Origin of the sequence: Vibrio tubiashii (assembly GCF_028551255.1) — a bacterium.
Classification (GTDB): Bacteria; Pseudomonadota; Gammaproteobacteria; order Enterobacterales; family Vibrionaceae; genus Vibrio; species Vibrio tubiashii_B.
In genome coordinates this window covers 2,509,670-2,528,075 of sequence record NZ_CP117029.1, presented here as the reverse complement: position 1 = coordinate 2,528,075, position 18,406 = coordinate 2,509,670, and the positions used below count along the sequence as shown (strand labels likewise).

Sequence of the window (18,406 nt, the reverse complement as noted above, 5' to 3'; positions counted from 1 at the left end):
GTAGAAAGGCAATGACTAAACAAAGCGGAAAAGCCTCTCAGTCTCAGACTGTGGTGGTTAAACTAGGTACTAGTGTTTTAACTGGTGGCACATTGGAGTTGGATCGCGCTCATATGGTTGAGTTGGTTCGTCAATGTGCTGAGCTGAAAAAACAAGGCCACTCAGTGGTTATGGTTTCGTCTGGTGCAATCGCAGCCGGACGTGAGCATCTAGGATACCCCGCACTGCCCAACTCTATGGCAAGTAAACAGTTGTTGGCGGCGGTTGGCCAAAGCCAGCTTATTCAAACTTGGGAATCACTGTTTGCTATTTATGGCCTAAAAATCGGCCAAATGTTGCTAACTCGCGCCGATCTTGAAGATCGTGAGCGCTTTTTGAATGCACGCGATACGATCAATGCACTGGTAGAAAATGACATTATTCCAGTGGTTAATGAAAATGATGCGGTCGCAACCAGTGAAATCAAGGTTGGTGACAACGACAACCTTTCAGCATTGGTTGGCATCTTATGCGGTGCAGACAAGCTTTTGCTGTTAACTGACCAGAAAGGGCTATTCACTGCGGATCCACGTAAAGACCCTAACGCAGAGTTGATCAAGGAAGTAAAAACCATCGACGATACTTTACGCAAAATTGCCGGTGGTAGTGGCACTACGCTAGGTACGGGTGGTATGGCGACCAAACTACAGGCGGCAGACATTGCGCGTCGTGCGGGGATTGAAGTGATTATCGCTGCGGGTAGTGCACCAAATGTGGTGTTTGACTCACTGGGTGACAATCCGCAAGGCACACGCTTCTTACCTTGTGCTGAAGCATTAGAAAACCGTAAACGCTGGATTCTCGCAGGCCCTGCGGCTTCAGGCGACATCGTGATTGACGATGGTGCGGTTAATGCTGTGGTGGGCAAAGGAAGTAGTTTACTTGCCAAAGGCCTAACCAAAGTCAGTGGACAGTTTGCTCGCGGTGATGTTGTACGTGTGACCGATAACAAAGGCACCTTGATCGCTCGCGGTATTGCAAGCTACTCAAGCCAAGATATGGCGAAGATAGTGGGTAAGCATAGTAAAGATATTATTGGAATTTTAGGATACGACTACGGCAATGAAGTGCTTCACCGTGATGATATGGTCGTAATCCAAGAGTAAGGAAAGAGAAAGTGGAACTGATTTCAATGGGTAAAGCGGCTAAAGAAGCGGCTTTCCAACTAGCAACAGCGTCAACAGCGCAAAAGAACCAAGCTCTGGCAATTATCGCCGATGAACTAGAAGCGAATGCTGAGACTATCTTAGCCGCTAACGCAAAAGATATTGAGAAAGGCCGCGAAGCAGGGCTGACAGAAGCGCTACTTGATCGCCTATTGTTAAATACCGAGCGCTTAACGGGCATCGCGAATGATGTGCGCAATGTAATTAGCTTAAATGACCCAGTAGGCAGTGAGCTAGACAGTAAAGTGCTAGAAAATGGCATGTCCTTGTCTCGCCGCCGCGTACCACTTGGCGTGGTGGGTGTTATCTACGAAGCGCGCCCAAATGTGACAATTGATATCGCGGCTCTGTGTTTGAAAACTGGTAACGCCAGTATTCTTCGTGGCGGCAAAGAGACCTTCTTCTCTAACATGGAGTTGGTTAAGGTTATTCAATCTGCTTTGGCAAAAGCGGAACTGCCGGCGGCTTCAGTTCAGTATATTGAGAAACCAGACCGCGAATTGGTGTCTCAGCTACTAAAACTGGATGACTACGTGGATATGATTATTCCGCGTGGCGGAGCTGGCCTGCACAAGATGTGTAAGGAAAACAGCACGATTCCGGTGATTATTGGTGGTTTTGGTATTAGTCATATCTTCGTTGATGAAAGTGCTGATCTCGCTAAATCTTTAGAAGTGGTCGAGAACGCGAAAGTACAGCGTCCTTCAGCATGTAATGCACTCGATACCTTACTTGTTCATGAGCAAGTTGCGGCAGAGTTTTTGCCTATGTTAGTGGCTCGCTTAAATGACAAGTTGGCACTGGTTGCAGAGCCGAAAGCTAAGACCCTACTTGGCGATGCGAAAGAGTTGCGTGATGCGGCTGAAGGTGACTTCGATACGGAATGGTTAAGTTTCACTTTAGGCGTAAAGGTCGTTTCTGGCGTTGAGGAAGCGATTGATCATATGCGCGTACACAATGCGAGCCACTCTGATGCGATCATGACTAACAGCCTAGAGAACTCAGAGCTGTTTATTAACTCGGTTGGCTCTGCTGCCGTTTATGTCAATGCATCAACGCGTTTTACTGATGGTGCTCAATTTGGTTTAGGTGCTGAAGTTGCGGTCTCTACTCAGAAGCTTCATGCTCGTGGCCCTATGGGTTTAGAAGAGTTAACCAGCTACAAGTGGGTAGGTAAAGCGAACTACTTGCCGCGCAGTTAACAAATCTTGCTACACATTGATTGAAAAAGGGGCTATCTAGCCCCTTTTGCTTTTGCTAGCTTTGTTTAATCCGGTAAACTGTCTGTCACTTATATGGAGGTGATATGCATTGTCCTTTTTGTTCCGAGAATGACACTAAGGTGATCGATTCTCGTTTGGTGGCTGACGGCCATCAGGTTCGCCGTCGTCGTCAGTGCTTAGCGTGTAGTGAGCGCTTTACGACTTTTGAAACGGCTGAATTAGTGATGCCAAGAGTGATCAAGTCTAATGGCAATCGCGAGCCGTTTAATGAAGATAAAATGGTCGGTGGTTTGCAGCGTGCTTTGGAAAAACGCCCAGTGAGCGCCGATGCCGTAGATGTTGCCATTAGCCTGATTAAATCTCAGCTACGTGCAACAGGTGAGCGTGAAGTGCCGAGTGAAATGATTGGCAACTTAGTGATGGATCAGCTTAAAGAGCTCGATAAAGTTGCTTATATTCGTTTTGCATCGGTCTATCGTAGCTTTGAAGATATCCGCGAATTTGGTGAAGAGATCGCCCGACTCGAAGATTAGACACGGACTCTTATGGCACAATTTACTTCCCAAGATATTCAAATGATGTCGCGCGCGATTGATCTTGCGAAAGGCGGCATTTATACCACTGCACCTAACCCTAATGTGGGCTGCGTGATCGTTAATAATGATCAGATTGTTGGTGAGGGCTTCCACTTCCGAGCCGGTGAACCTCACGCCGAAGTCCATGCAATGCGAATGGCGGGTGAGAAAACAGTTGGTGCAACTGCCTACGTGACTCTAGAACCTTGTTCTCATTACGGACGCACTCCTCCATGTGCTGAAGGTTTGATCAAGGCGAAAGTGGCGAAAGTCATTTGCGCGATGCAAGACCCTAATCCTGTTGTGGCGGGGCGTGGGATCAAAATGTTGCGCGATGCTGGTATCGAGGTTGAGGTTGGTCTTTTAGAGCAAGATGCATTGGCGCTTAACCCAGCTTTTATCAAGAAGATGAAAACAGGCATGCCATTTGTGCAGCTAAAAATGGCTGCTAGCTTAGATGGTCAAACCGCTTTGAAAAATGGTCAAAGCCAATGGATTACATCGCCTCAAGCACGTCAAGATGTGCAGAAATTTCGTGCCCAAAGTGGCGCTATCTTATCGACAAGCAAAACAGTGATTGAAGATAATGCTTCACTCAATGTTCGTTGGGATGATTTACCTCCTTCTCTCCAATCTCATTATGACCAAGCAAACCTACGTCAACCTGTTCGTGTTATCTTGGATCGACAGCAAGCTCTGACTCCCGATCTTAAACTGTTTAAGGTGGATGGAGAGATCATCACGGTCGCACCAAATGGAGAGCTCACACCTGAGCTTGACGCGAATCAGCAGTTGGATTTGAGCGCGACGTTTAAAGCACTTTCTCAGCAGCATAATATCAACCACTTATGGGTTGAGGCTGGGGCAACATTGGCAAGCAGTTTGATTAAACAGAACCTTGTTGATGAGCTAGTTATTTATCTCGCACCTAAAATAATGGGAAGCGATGGTCGTGGTCTATTTGGTGCTCTAGGCTTAAAGTCTATGGCGCATGTCCTTGACCTAAATATTCAAGATGTAAGGCAGGTGGGGAAAGATATCCGCATCATTGCTACGTTAAACAACAAAGAATCGTAATCATGTTTACAGGTATTGTAGAAGCAGTAGGCACTCTAACTGCGATAACGCCAAAAGGCGAAGACATCAGTGTGACGGTTGAAGTCGGCAAACTGGATATGTCAGATGTAAAATTGGGTGACAGTATCGCAACCAATGGCGTTTGCTTAACCGTGGTCGACTATAACGCAACAAGTTATAGCGCTGATTTGTCGCTCGAAACCTTGCAAAAAACAGGTTTTACTGACTATCAAGCCGGCGACAAAGTGAACCTTGAAAAAGCCATGTTGCCAACCACACGATTTGGTGGACACATTGTCTCTGGTCACGTTGATGGTGTGGGTGAAATTGTTGAACGTAATATGGTAGGCCGCGCAATTGAGTTTTGGGTTGCGATGCCAGCGGACATTGCTAAATACGTAGCCGAGAAAGGTTCAATCACTGTTGATGGTATCAGCCTGACGGTCAACGATTTACGTAAAAACGCATTTAAGCTGACCATTGTTCCACATACTGGCGAAGAGACAACCATTGCGGACTTCCATGTTGGGCGCAAAGTTAATCTAGAAGTGGATGTCCTTGCCCGCTACATGGAGCGCCTGCTGACAAGCCAACAAGAACAACCTGAGTCCCGTATTACCATGGACTTCTTACAACAAAACGGTTTCGCGTAAATGTCGGTGTAACTGCTGCCGACAATAAAACTTATTCGCTCAAGCTATAACAATAGGAATACCAAGATGCCAATTAGTACGCCGCAAGAAATTATCGAAGATATCCGCTTAGGGAAAATGGTCATCCTAATGGATGATGAAGATCGTGAAAACGAAGGCGATCTGATTATGGCTGCCGAGCATGTTACCCCAGAAGCGATTAACTTCATGGCGACCCATGGTCGTGGTTTGATTTGTTTAACCATGACTAAAGAGCGTTGTGAGCGTTTAGGCTTGCCGCCAATGGTGCAAGACAACAATGCTCAGTACACAACCAACTTTACGGTATCTATTGAAGCGGCTGAAGGTGTTACCACGGGTATTTCTGCTGCCGATCGCGCGCGAACTGTGCAAGCTGCAGTGGCTAAAGATGCGAAGGCTTCGGATCTTGTACAGCCGGGCCATATCTTCCCGTTAGCAGCGCAAGAAGGTGGCGTGCTAACTCGCGCAGGTCACACTGAAGCGGGCTGTGATCTGGCAAAACTTGCTGGTTTGGAGCCTTCAGGTGTGATTGTTGAAATCCTAAACGATGACGGCACTATGGCGCGTCGCCCTGACTTAGAGATCTTTGCAGAAAAGCATGACATTAAGCTCGGCACGATTGCTGACCTTATCGAGTACCGCAACAATACTGAGACAACCATTGAGCGCGTAGCTGAGTGTAAACTGCCAACGGAATATGGTGAGTTCGATCTTGTGACTTACCGCGACACTATTGATAACCAAGTTCACTATGCACTGCGCAAAGGTGATGTGGAAAATGAAACGCCATTAGTCCGTGTTCACCTGCAAGACACTTTTACAGACTTACTGCGTAGTGACCGCAATGCTGAGCGTAGCTGGACACTAGATAAAGCCATGACCCGTATTGGCAAAGAGGGTGGGGTACTGGTCATTCTTGGTAATGAAGAGTCAACCGATCTACTTATTCATCGCGTTAAGATGTTTGAAGCTCAAGATAAAGGCGAAGCGCCAACACTGGCTAAGAAACAAGGCACGTCACGTCGTGTCGGTGTCGGTTCGCAGATTCTGCAAGATCTTGGTGTACACGATATGCGTCTACTTTCGTCAACCAATAAGAAGTATCACGCATTGGGTGGCTTTGGTCTCAACGTTGTTGAGTACGTTTGCGAATAACAATTTACTCAAGGGAGCTTCGCGGAATCAAAACTTTAGCCGAAGCTCTTATTTTGTTGCTTCATTGTCAGGCAATGAAGCGAAACTTAATCTCTCGCTTGGAATTATTCGGCAACCCCATTTGTGCTAATTTCTATTAGATATTGCTCACAGATTTGTGCTAGAATCCGGCGATTCTCACTTGATGAACATAGTTAAAGGAAGGCTTATGAAAGTGATCGAGGGTGGCTTCCCAGCGCCAAACGCAAAAATTGCTATCGTTATTTCTCGTTTCAACAGTTTTATTAACGAAAGTCTATTGTCTGGTGCAATCGATACTTTAAAACGTCATGGCCAAGTTAGCGAAGACAACATCACTGTTGTTCGCTGCCCAGGTGCAGTTGAACTTCCACTTGTTGCTCAGCGTGTAGCTAAAACAGGCAAATTTGATGCAATCGTATCTCTTGGCACTGTTATTCGTGGCGGCACTCCACATTTCGACTATGTTTGTAGTGAATGTAACAAAGGTCTTGCGCAAGTTTCACTGGAATACTCGCTTCCAGTTGCTTTCGGCGTACTGACTGTTGATACAATTGACCAAGCAATTGAGCGCGCAGGAACCAAGGCTGGTAATAAAGGTGCAGAGGCTGCACTAAGCGCACTTGAGATGATTAACGTTCTTTCAGAAATCGATTCCTAATGGGGGCCAGTGTGAAACCAGCCGCACGTCGTAATGCACGTCGATTCGCTCTACAAGCGATCTACTCTTGGCAAATTACTAAAGAAAATGTTGCTACTATCGAGGAGCAATTTTTGTCAGGTGGTAAGTATGATGAAGAAGAACATCATGCTTCAGAGCCGGCACTTTCTACTCCAGACACAGACGTTGCATACTTCCGTGACCTACTAACAGGTGTTGTGCTAAGTCACACAGAGCTAGATAGTAAGATTCGTCCATACACAGCGCGTCCAATGCAAGACTTGGACATGATGGAGCTAGCATTGCTTCGTCTTGCTATGTATGAAATGACTCGTCGTGAAGACGTACCTTACAAAGTGGTAATCAACGAAGCGATTGAACTTGCAAAAGTATTCGCTGCAGAAGAGAGCCACAAATTCGTCAATGGTGTGCTAGATAAAGCAGCACCACACGTACGTAAGAAATAGTCGATTCAGATTATGAAAAGGTCAGCATTTGCTGACCTTTTTTATATGCAAAACTAATTCAGAAAAAGAAAGATATGTCAGGTGAGTTTAATTTAATCGACAAATACTTTGTTGGTCGCCAGAGTCAGCGTAAAGATGTCTTGCTGGCCGCAGGTGATGATTGCGCTTTGGTTAAAGTGCCACACAATCTTTCTGTCGCTATTAGTACCGATACTTTGGTGGCAGGAACTCATTTTCTTGCCAACGCAAACCCTGCATGGGTAGCACACAAAGCACTTGCTTCAAATATTAGTGATTTAGCTGCGATGGGAGCGACGCCTGCTTGGGTTTCATTTGCCCTGACAATGCCTGAACCCGACGAAGCTTGGCTAGCGCCATTTTGTGACGCCTTTTTTGCGCTGGCTGATTATTTCGGTATCCAGCTGATTGGCGGCGATACAACCAAAGGTCCACTGAGTTTAACCTTAACTGTGCAAGGCTTGGTTGATGCGGATAAAGCACTGCGCCGAGATGGGGCGCAAGTTGGTGACTGGGTTTATGTAACAGGAAATTTAGGCGATAGCCAAGCTGGGCTAGATGTTATTCTTGATTCAAACCTGCGCAGCAAGCCCTTTGCGCAAGAGCTAGAGCAGCGTCATTACCTGTCTGAGCCAAGAGTGCTGGTCGGTCAGGCTCTGCTTGATCGAGCAAGTTCGGCGATAGACATTTCTGATGGTGTTGTCTCAGACATCAAACACATTTTGCAACGCTCTCAGGTTGGCGTTAGTCTTGACGTTTCAAGCTTGCCTATTTCTAATGAACTTGTTCAATTCTTGGGTTCGGATTCTCAAGCTCAGCAATATGCTCTGTCGAGCGGTGAAGAGTATGAGCTGTGTTTTACCGTACCAGAGCAGAACAAGGGTTCAATTGAGAGTGCTTTGGCCCACTGCGGCGCTAAGGTTACCTGTATTGGGCAAATTCGCCCACAAGGAACATTTGAACTCCATAACAGCGGCCAACCGATTGATTGGGATCTGAGTGGCTATGATCACTTCAAGTAAACAGTATTAACTATGAATAACCCCTTAACTCTTATTTCTCTAAAGAACCCGTGGCACTTATTGGCAACCGGTTTTGGTAGCGGATTATCGCCAATTGTCCCGGGCACAATGGGCACCTTAGCAGCTATCCCTTTTTATTTACTACTTGTTCAGCTGCCACTGCCTCTGTATGTGATTGCTGTTATTGCCTCGTGCTTTATTGGTATCAAGATTTGTCAAATCACCTCTGATGACATGGGCGTGCATGACCATGGCTCAATTGTCTGGGATGAATTCGCAGGTTTTTGGATCACTATGCTGGTGGTGCCACTGTTTAACCTTTCTGCGACAGATTGGAAGTGGTTACTGACAGGGTTTGTGCTATTTCGTTTCTTCGATATGGTAAAACCTTGGCCTATTGGCTGGCTCGACAAGCGAGTCCACGGCGGCTTAGGTATTATGCTTGATGATATCGTCGCAGGCGTGATGGCAGGTGTGGCGCTTTATCTGGTCGGCAAATACGCGGGCTGGTTGATGTAAGGGAGCGGGCGTTGCCCTATGGAACACTTCGTTTCGGGAGAACGGGATCGGGCTTCGCCCTGCTGGAAAACTAGATTGACTACTCTGCCATCGCGGAGCAACTTTAGTTATCGAGTTATCGAGTTATCGAGTTATCGAGTTATCGAGTTATCGAGTTATCGAGTTATCGAGTTATCGAGTTATCGAGTTATCCAGTTATCGAGTTATCCAGTTATCGAGTTATCCAGTTATCCAGTTATCCATAGCGCAGCGTTCGCAAACAAAAAGGATTGATGCTCTCACATCAACCCTCTGAAATAATTAGATTTCTTGAAGCGAAGCGCTCTCGAATCCCGTAGCGCAGCGTTCTTCCATCCTATTTAAGCTTATCTAAATCCGCTTCAATCTCTGCAATCTTACTTGAAACGACTTTCTCTAGATGACGTAGGTCAGACAGTATCTTCTCTTTAACGTCAACTTCGACCGCTTTTTCAGGTTTCGTCAGTTTGTTTAACTCATCTATAACGAGAGTGAGGTTACGGTTAATTTCCGTGACTTCTTTGTACTTGTGACTGCCGCTGTCGACGAGGACATTTTTCACCTGTCGTGGGTACTTGAACTTGACGCTTTTCGCAAACAGCTCACCTTTTTGCTTACGAAAATAGATTTTTAACACATCCTTGTGCGCTTCTTGACGAAGGGAATAGCGCTCAATTTGTTTAGGATCGTGAATACCTAAACCAGTGAGGTGTGGATACATAGGCTACCTCTATTGTGTTGCAGTAATTATCCCTACCCCAAAAATGAGCAGGGAATGAACAATTCACTATTAATGTAGCAGCCTATGATCGTGGTAGACAGCGCTTTTTGAAACAAGTTGGCAACTTGTGGTCGAGATCGCTTAAGGTGCTAGTTCTGCGACGTTTTTTATGAGCTTATCTCTAAGCTCTTGTTGCTGCTCTTCATTCAATTTACCGCCACTCTCACTAGTAATGATGAATAAATCTTCTGCGCGTTCGCCTATGGTGGTGATTTTCGCGGCATGCAGGTGAACGCCCGAGTCGGCAAAAGTCGCCCCCACAGTGGCCAGTAAGCCTGGTGTATCTAAGGCAACGAACTCAAGTAGGGTACGTTTCTTACTTTTAGTCGGTAAGAAGTCGACCTGAGTTTTGACCTTGAAGTGCTGTAGGTTTCGAGGGACACGACGCGTCTTGATTTTTGTAGGTCGGCCATCTTCCAGTACATGAGCAAGGTGTTTGATAACCGCTTTATGTCGGCTTTCATCAACCACATCACCATTTTGGTCGAGTACCATGAAAGTATCGAGAACGTAGCCATCTTTACTAGTCATAACTTGCGCGTCATGGACGTTAAAGTTTCTTCGGTCAAGCTCTGCAACCACTGTAGCAAACAGCGCATGCTGATCTTTGCTATAAACAAACACTTCCGTACCGCCACGGGTCGCTTTCTTTGAAATTAAGATCAGAGGTTGTGAGTGATCATCGTGACGCAGTAAATGAGAACAGTGCCAAGCAATTTGCTTATGGGTATGGCGCAAGAAATAGTCTGCTTTAAACCTTTGCCACAGCACTTCAATTTCGCGCGCGTTAAACCCTTCTTTGCGTAAGAGCGCTGACGCCAAGTGCTGGTTGTGACGAATCCGCTCTCTAACATCAACAGGGTTTTCTAAGCCGCGGCGCAGCGCACGTTGGGTTGAATAAAAGAGCTCAGCAAGCAAGGTTCGCTTCCAACTGTTCCACAGCTCAGGGTTGGTGGCGCAGATATCGGCAACAGTTAGACAGACCAGATACTCTAAGTATTCCTCATCGCGAACTTTTTTGGCGAACTCAGTAATCACCTCAGGATCGTAGATATCACGGCGTTGAGCGGTCACTGACATCAACAAGTGATGCCTAACCAACCAAGCGACTAGTTTAGCTTCTGGTTTAGATAACCCATGCTCGATACAGAAATCGTAGGCTTCGCCTTCACCTATCACCGAGTGGTCACCGCCGCGACCTTTGCCGATATCGTGGAAAATAGCGGCGATAATCAGCAATTCTTTTTTCTGAATGCGCGGGTAGACTTCGCAACAGATTGGGTGCTTACCATGGTTGTTCGGATCGCTAAAAGTATTGATGTGCTTGAGTAGACGAACACTGTGTTCATCAACGGTGTAAACATGGAATAGGTCGAACTGCATTTGACCGACGATTTGGCTCCACTGAGGCAGGTAAGCAGCTAGTACGCCTAGTTTGTGCATCAAGCTAAAGGCTTTATGCAGCGCATTAGGGTGACGACATAAATCGAGAAACTTCTCTCTCGCTTCAGGAATCGTGTGCAGGAACTTATTCAGTCTTCGCCTTGCAGTACGCAGCTGGCGCATAGTCGGAGGGGCGACCCCTTCTATGGTGGAATCGTTGGCAATATGTAGGAACATATCCAAAATTGTTTCCGGGCGAGCTTGGAATAAGGCAGGTTTACGCGCTTCAATCAAGTGGCCGCGGCGTTGGAAATCTTCGCTGAGAACGACTGGTTCAGCCTCGACGCCATTTTCTAAGATCGCTTGGTCAAATAGCTTTAGCAACATTTTGTTGAGCTCTGCCACGCGGCGCAACGTGCGATAGAACTCTTTCATCATCATCTCAACGCCACGGTTTCCTTCACCAGCAAAGCCTAAGCTTTCGGCCACTTGTGCTTGGTGGGCGAAGGTGAGGCGATTGTCGTAACGTTTAAGCTCAATATGCAGTGCAAAACGGACTCGCCACAAGAAGTCCTGACATTCAACGAGCTCACGATATTCTGCATCGGTGAGAAAACCGTATTGGCTCATCTCAAGTAATGAAGTGGCCCCAAAATGGCGACGTGCAACCCAGCTTAGCGTATGGATATCTCTCAAGCCGCCCGGCGTGGATTTGATATCAGGCTCAAGGTTGTAGGTGGTGTCATGGTATCGCGCGTGACGGTCACGCTGCTCTTTGACCTTCGCTTTGTAAAATACCTCACTTGGCCAAAACGACTCAGAGTGAATAACCATCCTCAGCTGGTGGAAGGTATCTTCGCAACCACAGAGTAGGCGAGCTTCCTGTAAGTTAGTCGCTACGGTTAAGTCGTCTTTACCAATCTCGGCACACTCTTCAACACTACGAACGGCGTGACCAACTTCTAATCGCAAATCCCACAGTAAGGTGATGAACTCACTAACCTTGCCTTTAAGGGAGTCAGGAAGTGCTTTACGAGAGACGACAAGAATGTCGATATCTGAAAGAGGGTGTAACTCACCTCGGCCATAGCCACCAACTGCAACAAGACTGATGTTCGGCAGGTTAGAAAAACCAAAGTGGTCCCACAGGCGGTTGAGCAGTAAATCAATATATTCGGCTCGACCGAGCACTAAATTGGTCACAGGGTGATGAGCGAGAAACTCTTGCTTCTGATAATTGGCAAAATTTTCGAGTTGGTTTTTTAACTCACCAATGGAAATTTGTTGCTCTTCGAGTGTGAGCGGCGATTGAAAGGGCATACAGCGAATCCATGCAAAATAGTCCTAGTGAGAACTAATCTAACAAAATGGCATCAATAAAAAAATATCCCCGACGATGCGGGGATATTGAAAGGAGGTTAAGCGTTGTTCATCATTCGAGGGATAGTGTCATCGCTACGCAGTGTTAACACTTCACAACCTGTCTTGGTGACGAGAATGGTGTGCTCATACTGAGCCGATTTCTTACCGTCGCCTGTGTAGACTGTCCAGTCATCTTCAGCATCTACGCTCACACCGAATTTACCTGCGTTAATCATTGGTTCAATGGTAAAGCACATGCCTTCTTTTAGAACGCGGCGGTCGTTGTTCTTGTAGTGAACAATTTGCGGCTCTTCATGGAATTCGTTACCAATGCCGTGACCACAGAAATCTTTAACAATAGAGAACTTATTACGTGGGTTCTTCTTGTTGTTTTCTTTGATGTATTTTTCAATCGCAGTGCCGATATCACCCACAGTTGCGCCAGGTTTCACCTTACGCATACCAACATACAGTGCCTCTTGAGTCACCATACATAGGCGCTTATCCGCTGGAGAAACATCGCCAACAAAGAACATTTTTGACGTGTCGCCGTGGTAACCTTGTGGGCGAACGCTTAGGTCTGCACCTTCATCATCTGGAATGATAACCGTAATGTCGACGTTGATGATGTCGCCATTCTTAAGGATCGCAGGCTTTAGTTGACCGTTGCTACCCACTTCGTCCTCAGAGGCAGGGATACCATGGCAGACGATATGGTTGATTGAAGTACAGATTGATTTTGGAAATCCGTGGTAATCAAGTGGGGCAGAGTAGGCGCCTTTTTCAATCCCGTAATCGTGACAAATCTGGTTCAATTCATCTGTAGTCACACCCTCTTTGATGTGAGGTTCGATCATCTCTAGGATCTCAGCGGCCAAAGCGCCCGCGAGTCTCATACGTTCGATTTCTTCAGCTGTTTTAATCTTGATTGACATTGGCTTTCTCTACTTAATTTAGTTGCACTCTAAGGTGCGAATGGGCGCATTCTATCAGGAACACCTCATAATGAGAACGATTCTTCTAATACGTGCTGTATTGGCAATAGTGCACTCAATAGAGGTGGAAAAGTTTTTACTAGCCAGGATGGGTGAAAATATGGTATAAAGCGCGCCGGAAATGTGGTCAGTTCTCTCTGCTAAGTTCATCTCAGTGGCGAAGCTGGTTACTTCCAACTAACTTATATCTTTAAATCACACACATTCCGTCACATATTCCGGGGTGCTGGGCAGAAGCCTAGTCGGAGTTATGGGGGATGTGGAGGCCTAACCCCATAGAGGATTTTAAAATGGCAACTGTATCAATGCGCGATATGTTAAAAGCTGGTGTTCACTTCGGTCACCAGACTCGTTACTGGAACCCAAAAATGAAGCCATTCATCTTTGGTGCTCGTAACAAGGTTCATATCATCAACCTAGAAAAAACTGTACCAATGTTCAACGACGCTCTAGCTGAACTAGCTAAAGTTGGCGAGAAGAAAGGTAAAGTTCTATTCGTTGGTACTAAGCGCGCTGCATCTGAAGCTGTTAAAGAAGCTGCAATCGCAAGCAACCAGTTCTACGTAAACAACCGCTGGTTAGGCGGTATGCTTACAAACTACAAAACTGTTCGTCAGTCAATCAAGCGTCTAAAAGATCTTGAAGCTCAAGCTCAAGACGGTACTTTTGATAAGCTAACTAAGAAAGAAGCTCTAATGCGTACTCGTGAAATGGAGAAGCTAGAGAAGTCTCTTGGTGGTATCAAAGATATGGGCGGCCTACCAGACGCTCTATTCGTAATCGACGCTGATCACGAGCACATTGCGATTAAAGAAGCAAACAACCTAGGTATTCCAGTTTACGCTGTAGTAGATACTAACTCTAACCCAGACGGCGTTGACTACATCATCCCAGGTAACGACGATGCGATCCGTGCAGTTCAGCTTTACCTAAACGCTGCTGCAACTTCAGTAACTGAAGGTCGTAACAAAGACGTAGCTGTTGCTGCTGAAAAAGATGGTTTCGTAGAAGCTGAATAATAGCGGCTCCGAGTCACACTTAGATTATGTGCAACCCAGTTGTAGCATAAACTGAGTTATAGTTATCAGCAGGGGCCGAAAATGTAGGCCCCTGTTTTTTACCAAATACAGAATCAACTGAGGAATAGAGAATGGCTGTTACTGCTGCTCTAGTTAAAGAACTGCGCGAACGTACTGGCGCAGGCATGATGGAATGTAAGAAAGCGCTTGTTGAAGCAAACGCTGACATCGAACTAGCAATCGAAAACATGCGTAAATCAGGTGCTGCTAAAGCTGCTAAGAAAGCAGGTAACGTAGCTGCTGAAGGCGCAATCATCATCAAAGAAGAAAACGGTGTTGCTGTTCTTCTTGAAGTTAACTGCCAAACTGACTTCGTTGCTAAAGATGGTAACTTCACTGCATTTGCAGAGAAAGTTGCAGCTGACGCTCTAGCATCTAAAGCTTCTGTTGAAGAACTAGTAGCTAAATTCGAAGAAGAGCGTGTTGCTCTAGTTGCTAAGATCGGTGAAAACATCAACATCCGTCGCGTTCAATACGTTGAAGGTTCTGCTATCGCTTCTTACCGTCACGGCGAGAAGATCGGTGTAGTTGTTGCTGGTGAAGGCGACGCTGAAACTCTTAAGCACGTTGCAATGCACGTTGCTGCTTCTAAGCCAGAGTACGTTAACCCAGAAGACGTACCAGCTGACGTAGTTGCTAAAGAGAAAGAAGTTCAAGTTGAAATCGCTATGAACGAAGGCAAGCCTGCTGAGATCGCTGAGAAGATGGTTGTTGGCCGCATGAAGAAATTCACTGGCGAAATCTCTCTAACTGGTCAAGCGTTCATCATGGAGCCTAAGAAATCTGTTGGCGAAATGCTGAAAGAAAAAGGCGCTTCTGTTGCTACATTCGTTCGCCTAGAAGTAGGTGAAGGTATCGAGAAAGCAGAAGAAATGAGCTTCGCTGAAGAAGTAGCTGCTGCTCAAAAAGGTTAATCCTTAGAGATACGCACAAAGTTTAGACCGTAGCCAAGGCTGCGGTCTTTTTACGACTAAAGGCACCACCTTTAGCTGTGATGGATGCAGACTTTTGATAAGTCTTTATCCATGACTGTTAATCAACAACTCTCTTTTGGAAGGTAAACTCCATGACTACGAACCCTAAACCAGCATATCAACGTATTCTGTTAAAACTAAGTGGTGAAGCACTTCAAGGCGAAGAAGGTTTTGGCATCGATCCAGCAATCCTTGATCGTATGGCCCAAGAAGTAAAAGAGTTGGTTGAGCTTGGTGTTCAAGTTGGTGTCGTTATCGGTGGTGGTAACTTGTTCCGTGGTGCAGGCCTTGCTGAAGCGGGTATGAACCGTGTTGTTGGTGACCACATGGGTATGCTAGCGACGGTAATGAACGGTCTTGCGATGCGTGATGCGCTGCACCGTGCTTACGTAAACGCGCGTGTAATGTCAGCAATCCCTCTAAAAGGTGTCTGTGATGACTACAACTGGGCAGATGCGATTCGTGAACTGCGTCAAGGCCGCGTTGTTATCTTCTCAGCAGGTACAGGTAACCCATTCTTTACCACAGATTCTGCTGCATGTTTGCGCGGAATCGAGATCGAAGCGGACGTAGTTCTAAAAGCGACAAAAGTAGATGGCGTATTTACTGCTGACCCAGTAGCAAACCCAGACGCAGAGCTGTATGATAAGCTTTCGTTCAATGCTGTTCTTGAAAAAGAACTGAAAGTAATGGATTTGGCAGCATTTACACTAGCACGTGACCACAAAATGCCAATCCGTGTATTCAATATGAATAAGCCAGGCGCACTACGTCGCGTGGTTATGGGTGAAGCAGAAGGCACGCTAATCAGCGACGCTGAGTAATTCTAATCGCCGCAGCATAAATCAATTGTGCTGCGGTATTGCCTTTTGAAGACTCCCTATTAAGCTTTCTTGAAGAAAGATTTACACATTAAGGTGATATTGTGATTAACGAAATCAAACAAGACGCTCAAGAGCGCATGGATAAGAGCGTTGAAGCGCTAAAAAACAACCTTTCTAAAGTTCGCACAGGCCGTGCACACCCAAGCCTACTTTCTGGCATTTCAGTCGAGTACTACGGTGCACCAACGCCTCTAAACCAGGTAGCAAACGTCGTTGCTGAAGATGCTCGTACGCTTGCAATCACAGTATTTGATAAAGAGCTAACGCCTAAAGTTGAAAAAGCGATCATGATGTCTGACCTAGGTCTAAACCCTATGTCTGCAGGTACTATCATTCGCGTTCCACTTCCACCGCTAACGGAAGAGCGTCGTAAAGACCTAGTTAAAATCGTTCGTGGCGAAGCTGAAGGTGGCCGTGTTGCTATCCGTAACATCCGTCGTGACGCTAACGGCGAACTAAAAGCGCTACTAAAAGACAAAGAAATTTCTGAAGACGAAGATCGTAAAGGTCAAGACGAAATCCAGAAAATCACTGACGCAGCTGTGAAACAAGTTGATGAAGTGTTAGCAGCAAAAGAAAAAGAGTTGATGGAAGTCTAATTCTCTATAAACTTTCTCTATATAGAGCGCTGTGCTCGCAGCACAGCGCTTTTTTATGCTACTCTCTGTCCCCTGCTGATTATTAATCAACGTCTTATGCAAAACTCACTACTCTCTCCTGATTTACTCCCGAAACATATCGCAATCATCATGGATGGCAACGGTCGTTGGGCTAAAGCTCAAGGTAAGCCGCGCGTCTTTGGTCACAAGAATGGTGTCGCTGCTGTACGTAAAGCGATTTCGACGTCTGCAAAACTTGGTATCAAAGCGATCACATTGTTTGCGTTTAGTAGTGAAAACTGGCGTCGTCCAGAAGAGGAAGTGGGTGTCTTGATGGAGCTGTTTATTACAGTTCTCTCTACAGAAGTTAAAAAACTGCACAAGAACAACTTACGCTTACGCGTTATTGGTGACACTTCGCGCTTTAATGAGCGCTTGCAAAACAAGATTGCTCAAGCTGAGGCTTTGACCGAAGGCAATACGGGCATGGTGATCAATATAGCGGCTAACTATGGTGGTAAGTGGGATATTATGCAGGCGACGAAAGCAATTTCAGCTAAGGTTGCCGCTGGTGAACTGACTCAAGATGAGATTAGTGAAGAACTCATCACAGAGCACCTCACAATGGCAGATTTACCTGAAGTTGATTTAATGATTCGAACCAGTGGCGAATGCCGCATCAGTAACTTTATGCTGTGGCAGATGGCTTACGCGGAAATGTATTTCACACCGATTTACTGGCCAGAGTTCGATGAAAATAGCTTGATAGAAGCTGTAACTTGGTTTGTTAACCGTGAGCGCCGTTTCGGCTGTACTGGTGAGCAAGTTAAAGCTCTAATGGAAAGCGAATAAAGGATCAAAGTTTGAAACAAAGAATTATAACGGCACTTATTTTAGCGCCATTGGTAATATTAGGGATATTCAAACTTTCTCTCCCTCTATTTATGATTGCCATCGCGGCAGTGACCTTGATTGGTTTTTGGGAATGGACTCAATTTGTTGATGCTCCTTCTCGAATGATCGCACTGATTCCAACCGCATTAGTGAGTGCTGCGACAATTTGGTTAGTGCCCTCAGATGCACTGAGTCTGAATCTTATCACTCAACCCCATTACATCATTTTAGCCTTGGGCTGCATTTGGTGGTTGGCTGCCAGTGCGCTTGCCGTTACTTATCCTAAATCGTCGAGCCTATGGCAAAACTCCAACTTGCTTCGCTATAGCTTTGGCATTTTGACTCTATTGCCGTTTTTCTGGAGCGTACTCATGTTACGTGCAGAAGCGATTGAGGCTGATCCTTATCACGGTGCTAGACTGGTTTTATACGTTTGCTTTATTGTTTGGGCAGCAGACAGTGGTGCTTATTTTGCCGGTAAGAGCTTGGGCAAGAACAAGATGGCGCCACATGTGAGTCCAAATAAAACCATTGAAGGTTTAATCGGCGGGATTATTACAGCAATTCTCGTTGGTTGGGGAACGGCTTATTGGTTCGATATTCAGTTTGCCAATGGCTGGGTCATGGTCGGTATTACACTTGTTACTGTCGTGATTTCAGTGCTTGGAGACTTGGTTGAGAGTATGTTCAAACGAGTGGCTGGTATTAAAGACAGCAGCAATATTATCCCAGGGCATGGTGGCGTTCTTGACCGTATAGACAGTTTAACCGCCGCTTTCCCTGTGTTCGCATTCCTCTACTTCACATTTTAAGGCAAGCTTCG

Annotated in this window: 19 protein-coding genes; 16 read left to right on the top strand and 3 right to left on the bottom strand. The window is 46.0% G+C overall.

Translation table 11 applies throughout. The features are described 5' to 3' along the window. The first annotated feature begins 11 nt into the window (after positions 1-11). The 10 genes from proB to pgpA all read left to right on the top strand — a co-directional run bounded on the left by proB (position 12) and on the right by pgpA (position 8,614). A complete protein-coding gene (gene proB / locus LYZ37_RS11610; RefSeq protein ID WP_004744884.1) occupies positions 12-1,145 on the top strand; it encodes a glutamate 5-kinase in 1,134 nt (377 codons plus the stop codon). 11 nt (positions 1,146-1,156) lie between these two features. Continuing rightward, on the top strand, positions 1,157-2,407 hold the full coding sequence (locus LYZ37_RS11605; protein ID WP_272785578.1) for a glutamate-5-semialdehyde dehydrogenase: 1,251 nt from the start codon (positions 1,157-1,159) through the stop codon (positions 2,405-2,407). A gap of 104 nt (positions 2,408-2,511) precedes the next feature. Then, the gene (gene nrdR, locus LYZ37_RS11600; RefSeq protein ID WP_004744882.1) at positions 2,512-2,961 is read left to right on the top strand and encodes a transcriptional regulator NrdR; all 450 of its coding nucleotides are present in this window, start codon (positions 2,512-2,514) and stop codon (positions 2,959-2,961) included. 12 nt (positions 2,962-2,973) lie between these two features. Then, entirely contained in the window at positions 2,974-4,080 is a 1,107-nt protein-coding gene (ribD, locus tag LYZ37_RS11595) for a bifunctional diaminohydroxyphosphoribosylaminopyrimidine deaminase/5-amino-6-(5-phosphoribosylamino)uracil reductase RibD (RefSeq protein ID WP_272785577.1), read from the top strand. Positions 4,081-4,082: 2 nt separating this feature from the next. Then, positions 4,083-4,733: a riboflavin synthase gene (locus LYZ37_RS11590; protein ID WP_171322962.1), complete on the top strand. Its 651-nt coding sequence runs from the start codon at positions 4,083-4,085 to the stop codon at positions 4,731-4,733. A gap of 66 nt (positions 4,734-4,799) precedes the next feature. Beyond that, positions 4,800-5,909 carry a bifunctional 3,4-dihydroxy-2-butanone-4-phosphate synthase/GTP cyclohydrolase II gene (gene ribBA, locus LYZ37_RS11585; protein ID WP_004744879.1) on the top strand — a complete coding sequence of 370 codons (1,110 nt, stop codon included), beginning with the start codon at positions 4,800-4,802 and terminating at the stop codon, positions 5,907-5,909. Between the two features lie 208 nt (positions 5,910-6,117). Then, a complete protein-coding gene (gene ribH / locus LYZ37_RS11580) occupies positions 6,118-6,588 on the top strand; it encodes a 6,7-dimethyl-8-ribityllumazine synthase (RefSeq protein WP_004415274.1) in 471 nt (156 codons plus the stop codon). Then, a complete protein-coding gene (nusB, locus tag LYZ37_RS11575) occupies positions 6,588-7,055 on the top strand; it encodes a transcription antitermination factor NusB (protein ID WP_005473507.1) in 468 nt (155 codons plus the stop codon). The genes ribH and nusB overlap by 1 nt, the downstream gene beginning before the upstream one ends. Positions 7,056-7,129: 74 nt before the next feature. Continuing rightward, on the top strand, positions 7,130-8,095 hold the full coding sequence (thiL, locus tag LYZ37_RS11570; protein WP_272785576.1) for a thiamine-phosphate kinase: 966 nt from the start codon (positions 7,130-7,132) through the stop codon (positions 8,093-8,095). 12 nt (positions 8,096-8,107) lie between these two features. Continuing rightward, positions 8,108-8,614 carry a phosphatidylglycerophosphatase A gene (pgpA, locus tag LYZ37_RS11565; protein WP_272785575.1) on the top strand — a complete coding sequence of 169 codons (507 nt, stop codon included), beginning with the start codon at positions 8,108-8,110 and terminating at the stop codon, positions 8,612-8,614. Between the two features lie 355 nt (positions 8,615-8,969). Here the strand turns inward: pgpA and LYZ37_RS11560 are convergent, their stop codons facing one another. The 3 genes from LYZ37_RS11560 to map all read right to left on the bottom strand — a co-directional run bounded on the left by LYZ37_RS11560 (position 8,970) and on the right by map (position 13,093). Further along, positions 8,970-9,353 (bottom strand): DUF3461 family protein, encoded by a 384-nt coding sequence (locus tag LYZ37_RS11560; RefSeq protein ID WP_004744783.1) that lies wholly within the window; start codon positions 9,351-9,353, stop codon positions 8,970-8,972. A gap of 141 nt (positions 9,354-9,494) precedes the next feature. Beyond that, positions 9,495-12,116, bottom strand: coding sequence for a bifunctional uridylyltransferase/uridylyl-removing protein GlnD (glnD, locus tag LYZ37_RS11555; RefSeq protein WP_272785574.1), 2,622 nt, complete (start codon positions 12,114-12,116; stop codon positions 9,495-9,497). A 98-nt stretch (positions 12,117-12,214) separates the two neighbouring features. Beyond that, a complete protein-coding gene (gene map / locus LYZ37_RS11550; RefSeq protein ID WP_272785573.1) occupies positions 12,215-13,093 on the bottom strand; it encodes a type I methionyl aminopeptidase in 879 nt (292 codons plus the stop codon). Between the two features lie 350 nt (positions 13,094-13,443). Here map and rpsB point away from each other — a divergent pair, with 350 nt between their 5' ends. The 6 genes from rpsB (at position 13,444) to LYZ37_RS11520 (ending at position 18,395) form a co-directional block, all read left to right on the top strand. After that, positions 13,444-14,172, top strand: coding sequence for a 30S ribosomal protein S2 (gene rpsB / locus LYZ37_RS11545; protein ID WP_004744786.1), 729 nt, complete (start codon positions 13,444-13,446; stop codon positions 14,170-14,172). Positions 14,173-14,303: 131 nt separating this feature from the next. Beyond that, positions 14,304-15,146 carry a translation elongation factor Ts gene (gene tsf, locus LYZ37_RS11540; RefSeq protein ID WP_004744787.1) on the top strand — a complete coding sequence of 281 codons (843 nt, stop codon included), beginning with the start codon at positions 14,304-14,306 and terminating at the stop codon, positions 15,144-15,146. 152 nt (positions 15,147-15,298) lie between these two features. Continuing rightward, the gene (gene pyrH / locus LYZ37_RS11535) at positions 15,299-16,030 is read left to right on the top strand and encodes a UMP kinase (RefSeq protein WP_004744788.1); all 732 of its coding nucleotides are present in this window, start codon (positions 15,299-15,301) and stop codon (positions 16,028-16,030) included. Between the two features lie 101 nt (positions 16,031-16,131). Then, positions 16,132-16,689 (top strand): ribosome recycling factor, encoded by a 558-nt coding sequence (gene frr, locus LYZ37_RS11530; protein ID WP_004744789.1) that lies wholly within the window; start codon positions 16,132-16,134, stop codon positions 16,687-16,689. Positions 16,690-16,785: 96 nt separating this feature from the next. After that, positions 16,786-17,541, top strand: a complete 756-nt coding sequence (locus LYZ37_RS11525) for an isoprenyl transferase (protein WP_272785572.1) — start codon at positions 16,786-16,788, stop codon at positions 17,539-17,541. A gap of 11 nt (positions 17,542-17,552) precedes the next feature. Continuing rightward, the gene (locus LYZ37_RS11520; protein WP_272785571.1) at positions 17,553-18,395 is read left to right on the top strand and encodes a phosphatidate cytidylyltransferase; all 843 of its coding nucleotides are present in this window, start codon (positions 17,553-17,555) and stop codon (positions 18,393-18,395) included. Positions 18,396-18,406 lie beyond the last annotated feature (11 nt).

What these genes read in the sequence shown, in the direction of transcription:
- proB (WP_004744884.1), top strand. Translation starts at nt 12, where the DNA reads ATGACTAAACAAAGCGGAAAAGCCTCTCAGTCTCAGACTGTGGTGGTT.
- nrdR (WP_004744882.1), top strand. Translation starts at nt 2,512, where the DNA reads ATGCATTGTCCTTTTTGTTCCGAGAATGACACTAAGGTGATCGATTCT.
- ribD (WP_272785577.1), top strand. Translation starts at nt 2,974, where the DNA reads ATGGCACAATTTACTTCCCAAGATATTCAAATGATGTCGCGCGCGATT.
- LYZ37_RS11590 (WP_171322962.1), top strand. Translation starts at nt 4,083, where the DNA reads ATGTTTACAGGTATTGTAGAAGCAGTAGGCACTCTAACTGCGATAACG.
- ribBA (WP_004744879.1), top strand. Translation starts at nt 4,800, where the DNA reads ATGCCAATTAGTACGCCGCAAGAAATTATCGAAGATATCCGCTTAGGG.
- ribH (WP_004415274.1), top strand. Translation starts at nt 6,118, where the DNA reads ATGAAAGTGATCGAGGGTGGCTTCCCAGCGCCAAACGCAAAAATTGCT.
- nusB (WP_005473507.1), top strand. Translation starts at nt 6,588, where the DNA reads ATGGGGGCCAGTGTGAAACCAGCCGCACGTCGTAATGCACGTCGATTC.
- thiL (WP_272785576.1), top strand. Translation starts at nt 7,130, where the DNA reads ATGTCAGGTGAGTTTAATTTAATCGACAAATACTTTGTTGGTCGCCAG.
- pgpA (WP_272785575.1), top strand. Translation starts at nt 8,108, where the DNA reads ATGAATAACCCCTTAACTCTTATTTCTCTAAAGAACCCGTGGCACTTA.
- LYZ37_RS11560 (WP_004744783.1), bottom strand. Translation starts at nt 9,353, where the DNA reads ATGTATCCACACCTCACTGGTTTAGGTATTCACGATCCTAAACAAATT.
- glnD (WP_272785574.1), bottom strand. Translation starts at nt 12,116, where the DNA reads ATGCCCTTTCAATCGCCGCTCACACTCGAAGAGCAACAAATTTCCATT.
- map (WP_272785573.1), bottom strand. Translation starts at nt 13,093, where the DNA reads ATGTCAATCAAGATTAAAACAGCTGAAGAAATCGAACGTATGAGACTC.
- rpsB (WP_004744786.1), top strand. Translation starts at nt 13,444, where the DNA reads ATGGCAACTGTATCAATGCGCGATATGTTAAAAGCTGGTGTTCACTTC.
- tsf (WP_004744787.1), top strand. Translation starts at nt 14,304, where the DNA reads ATGGCTGTTACTGCTGCTCTAGTTAAAGAACTGCGCGAACGTACTGGC.
- pyrH (WP_004744788.1), top strand. Translation starts at nt 15,299, where the DNA reads ATGACTACGAACCCTAAACCAGCATATCAACGTATTCTGTTAAAACTA.
- LYZ37_RS11525 (WP_272785572.1), top strand. Translation starts at nt 16,786, where the DNA reads ATGCAAAACTCACTACTCTCTCCTGATTTACTCCCGAAACATATCGCA.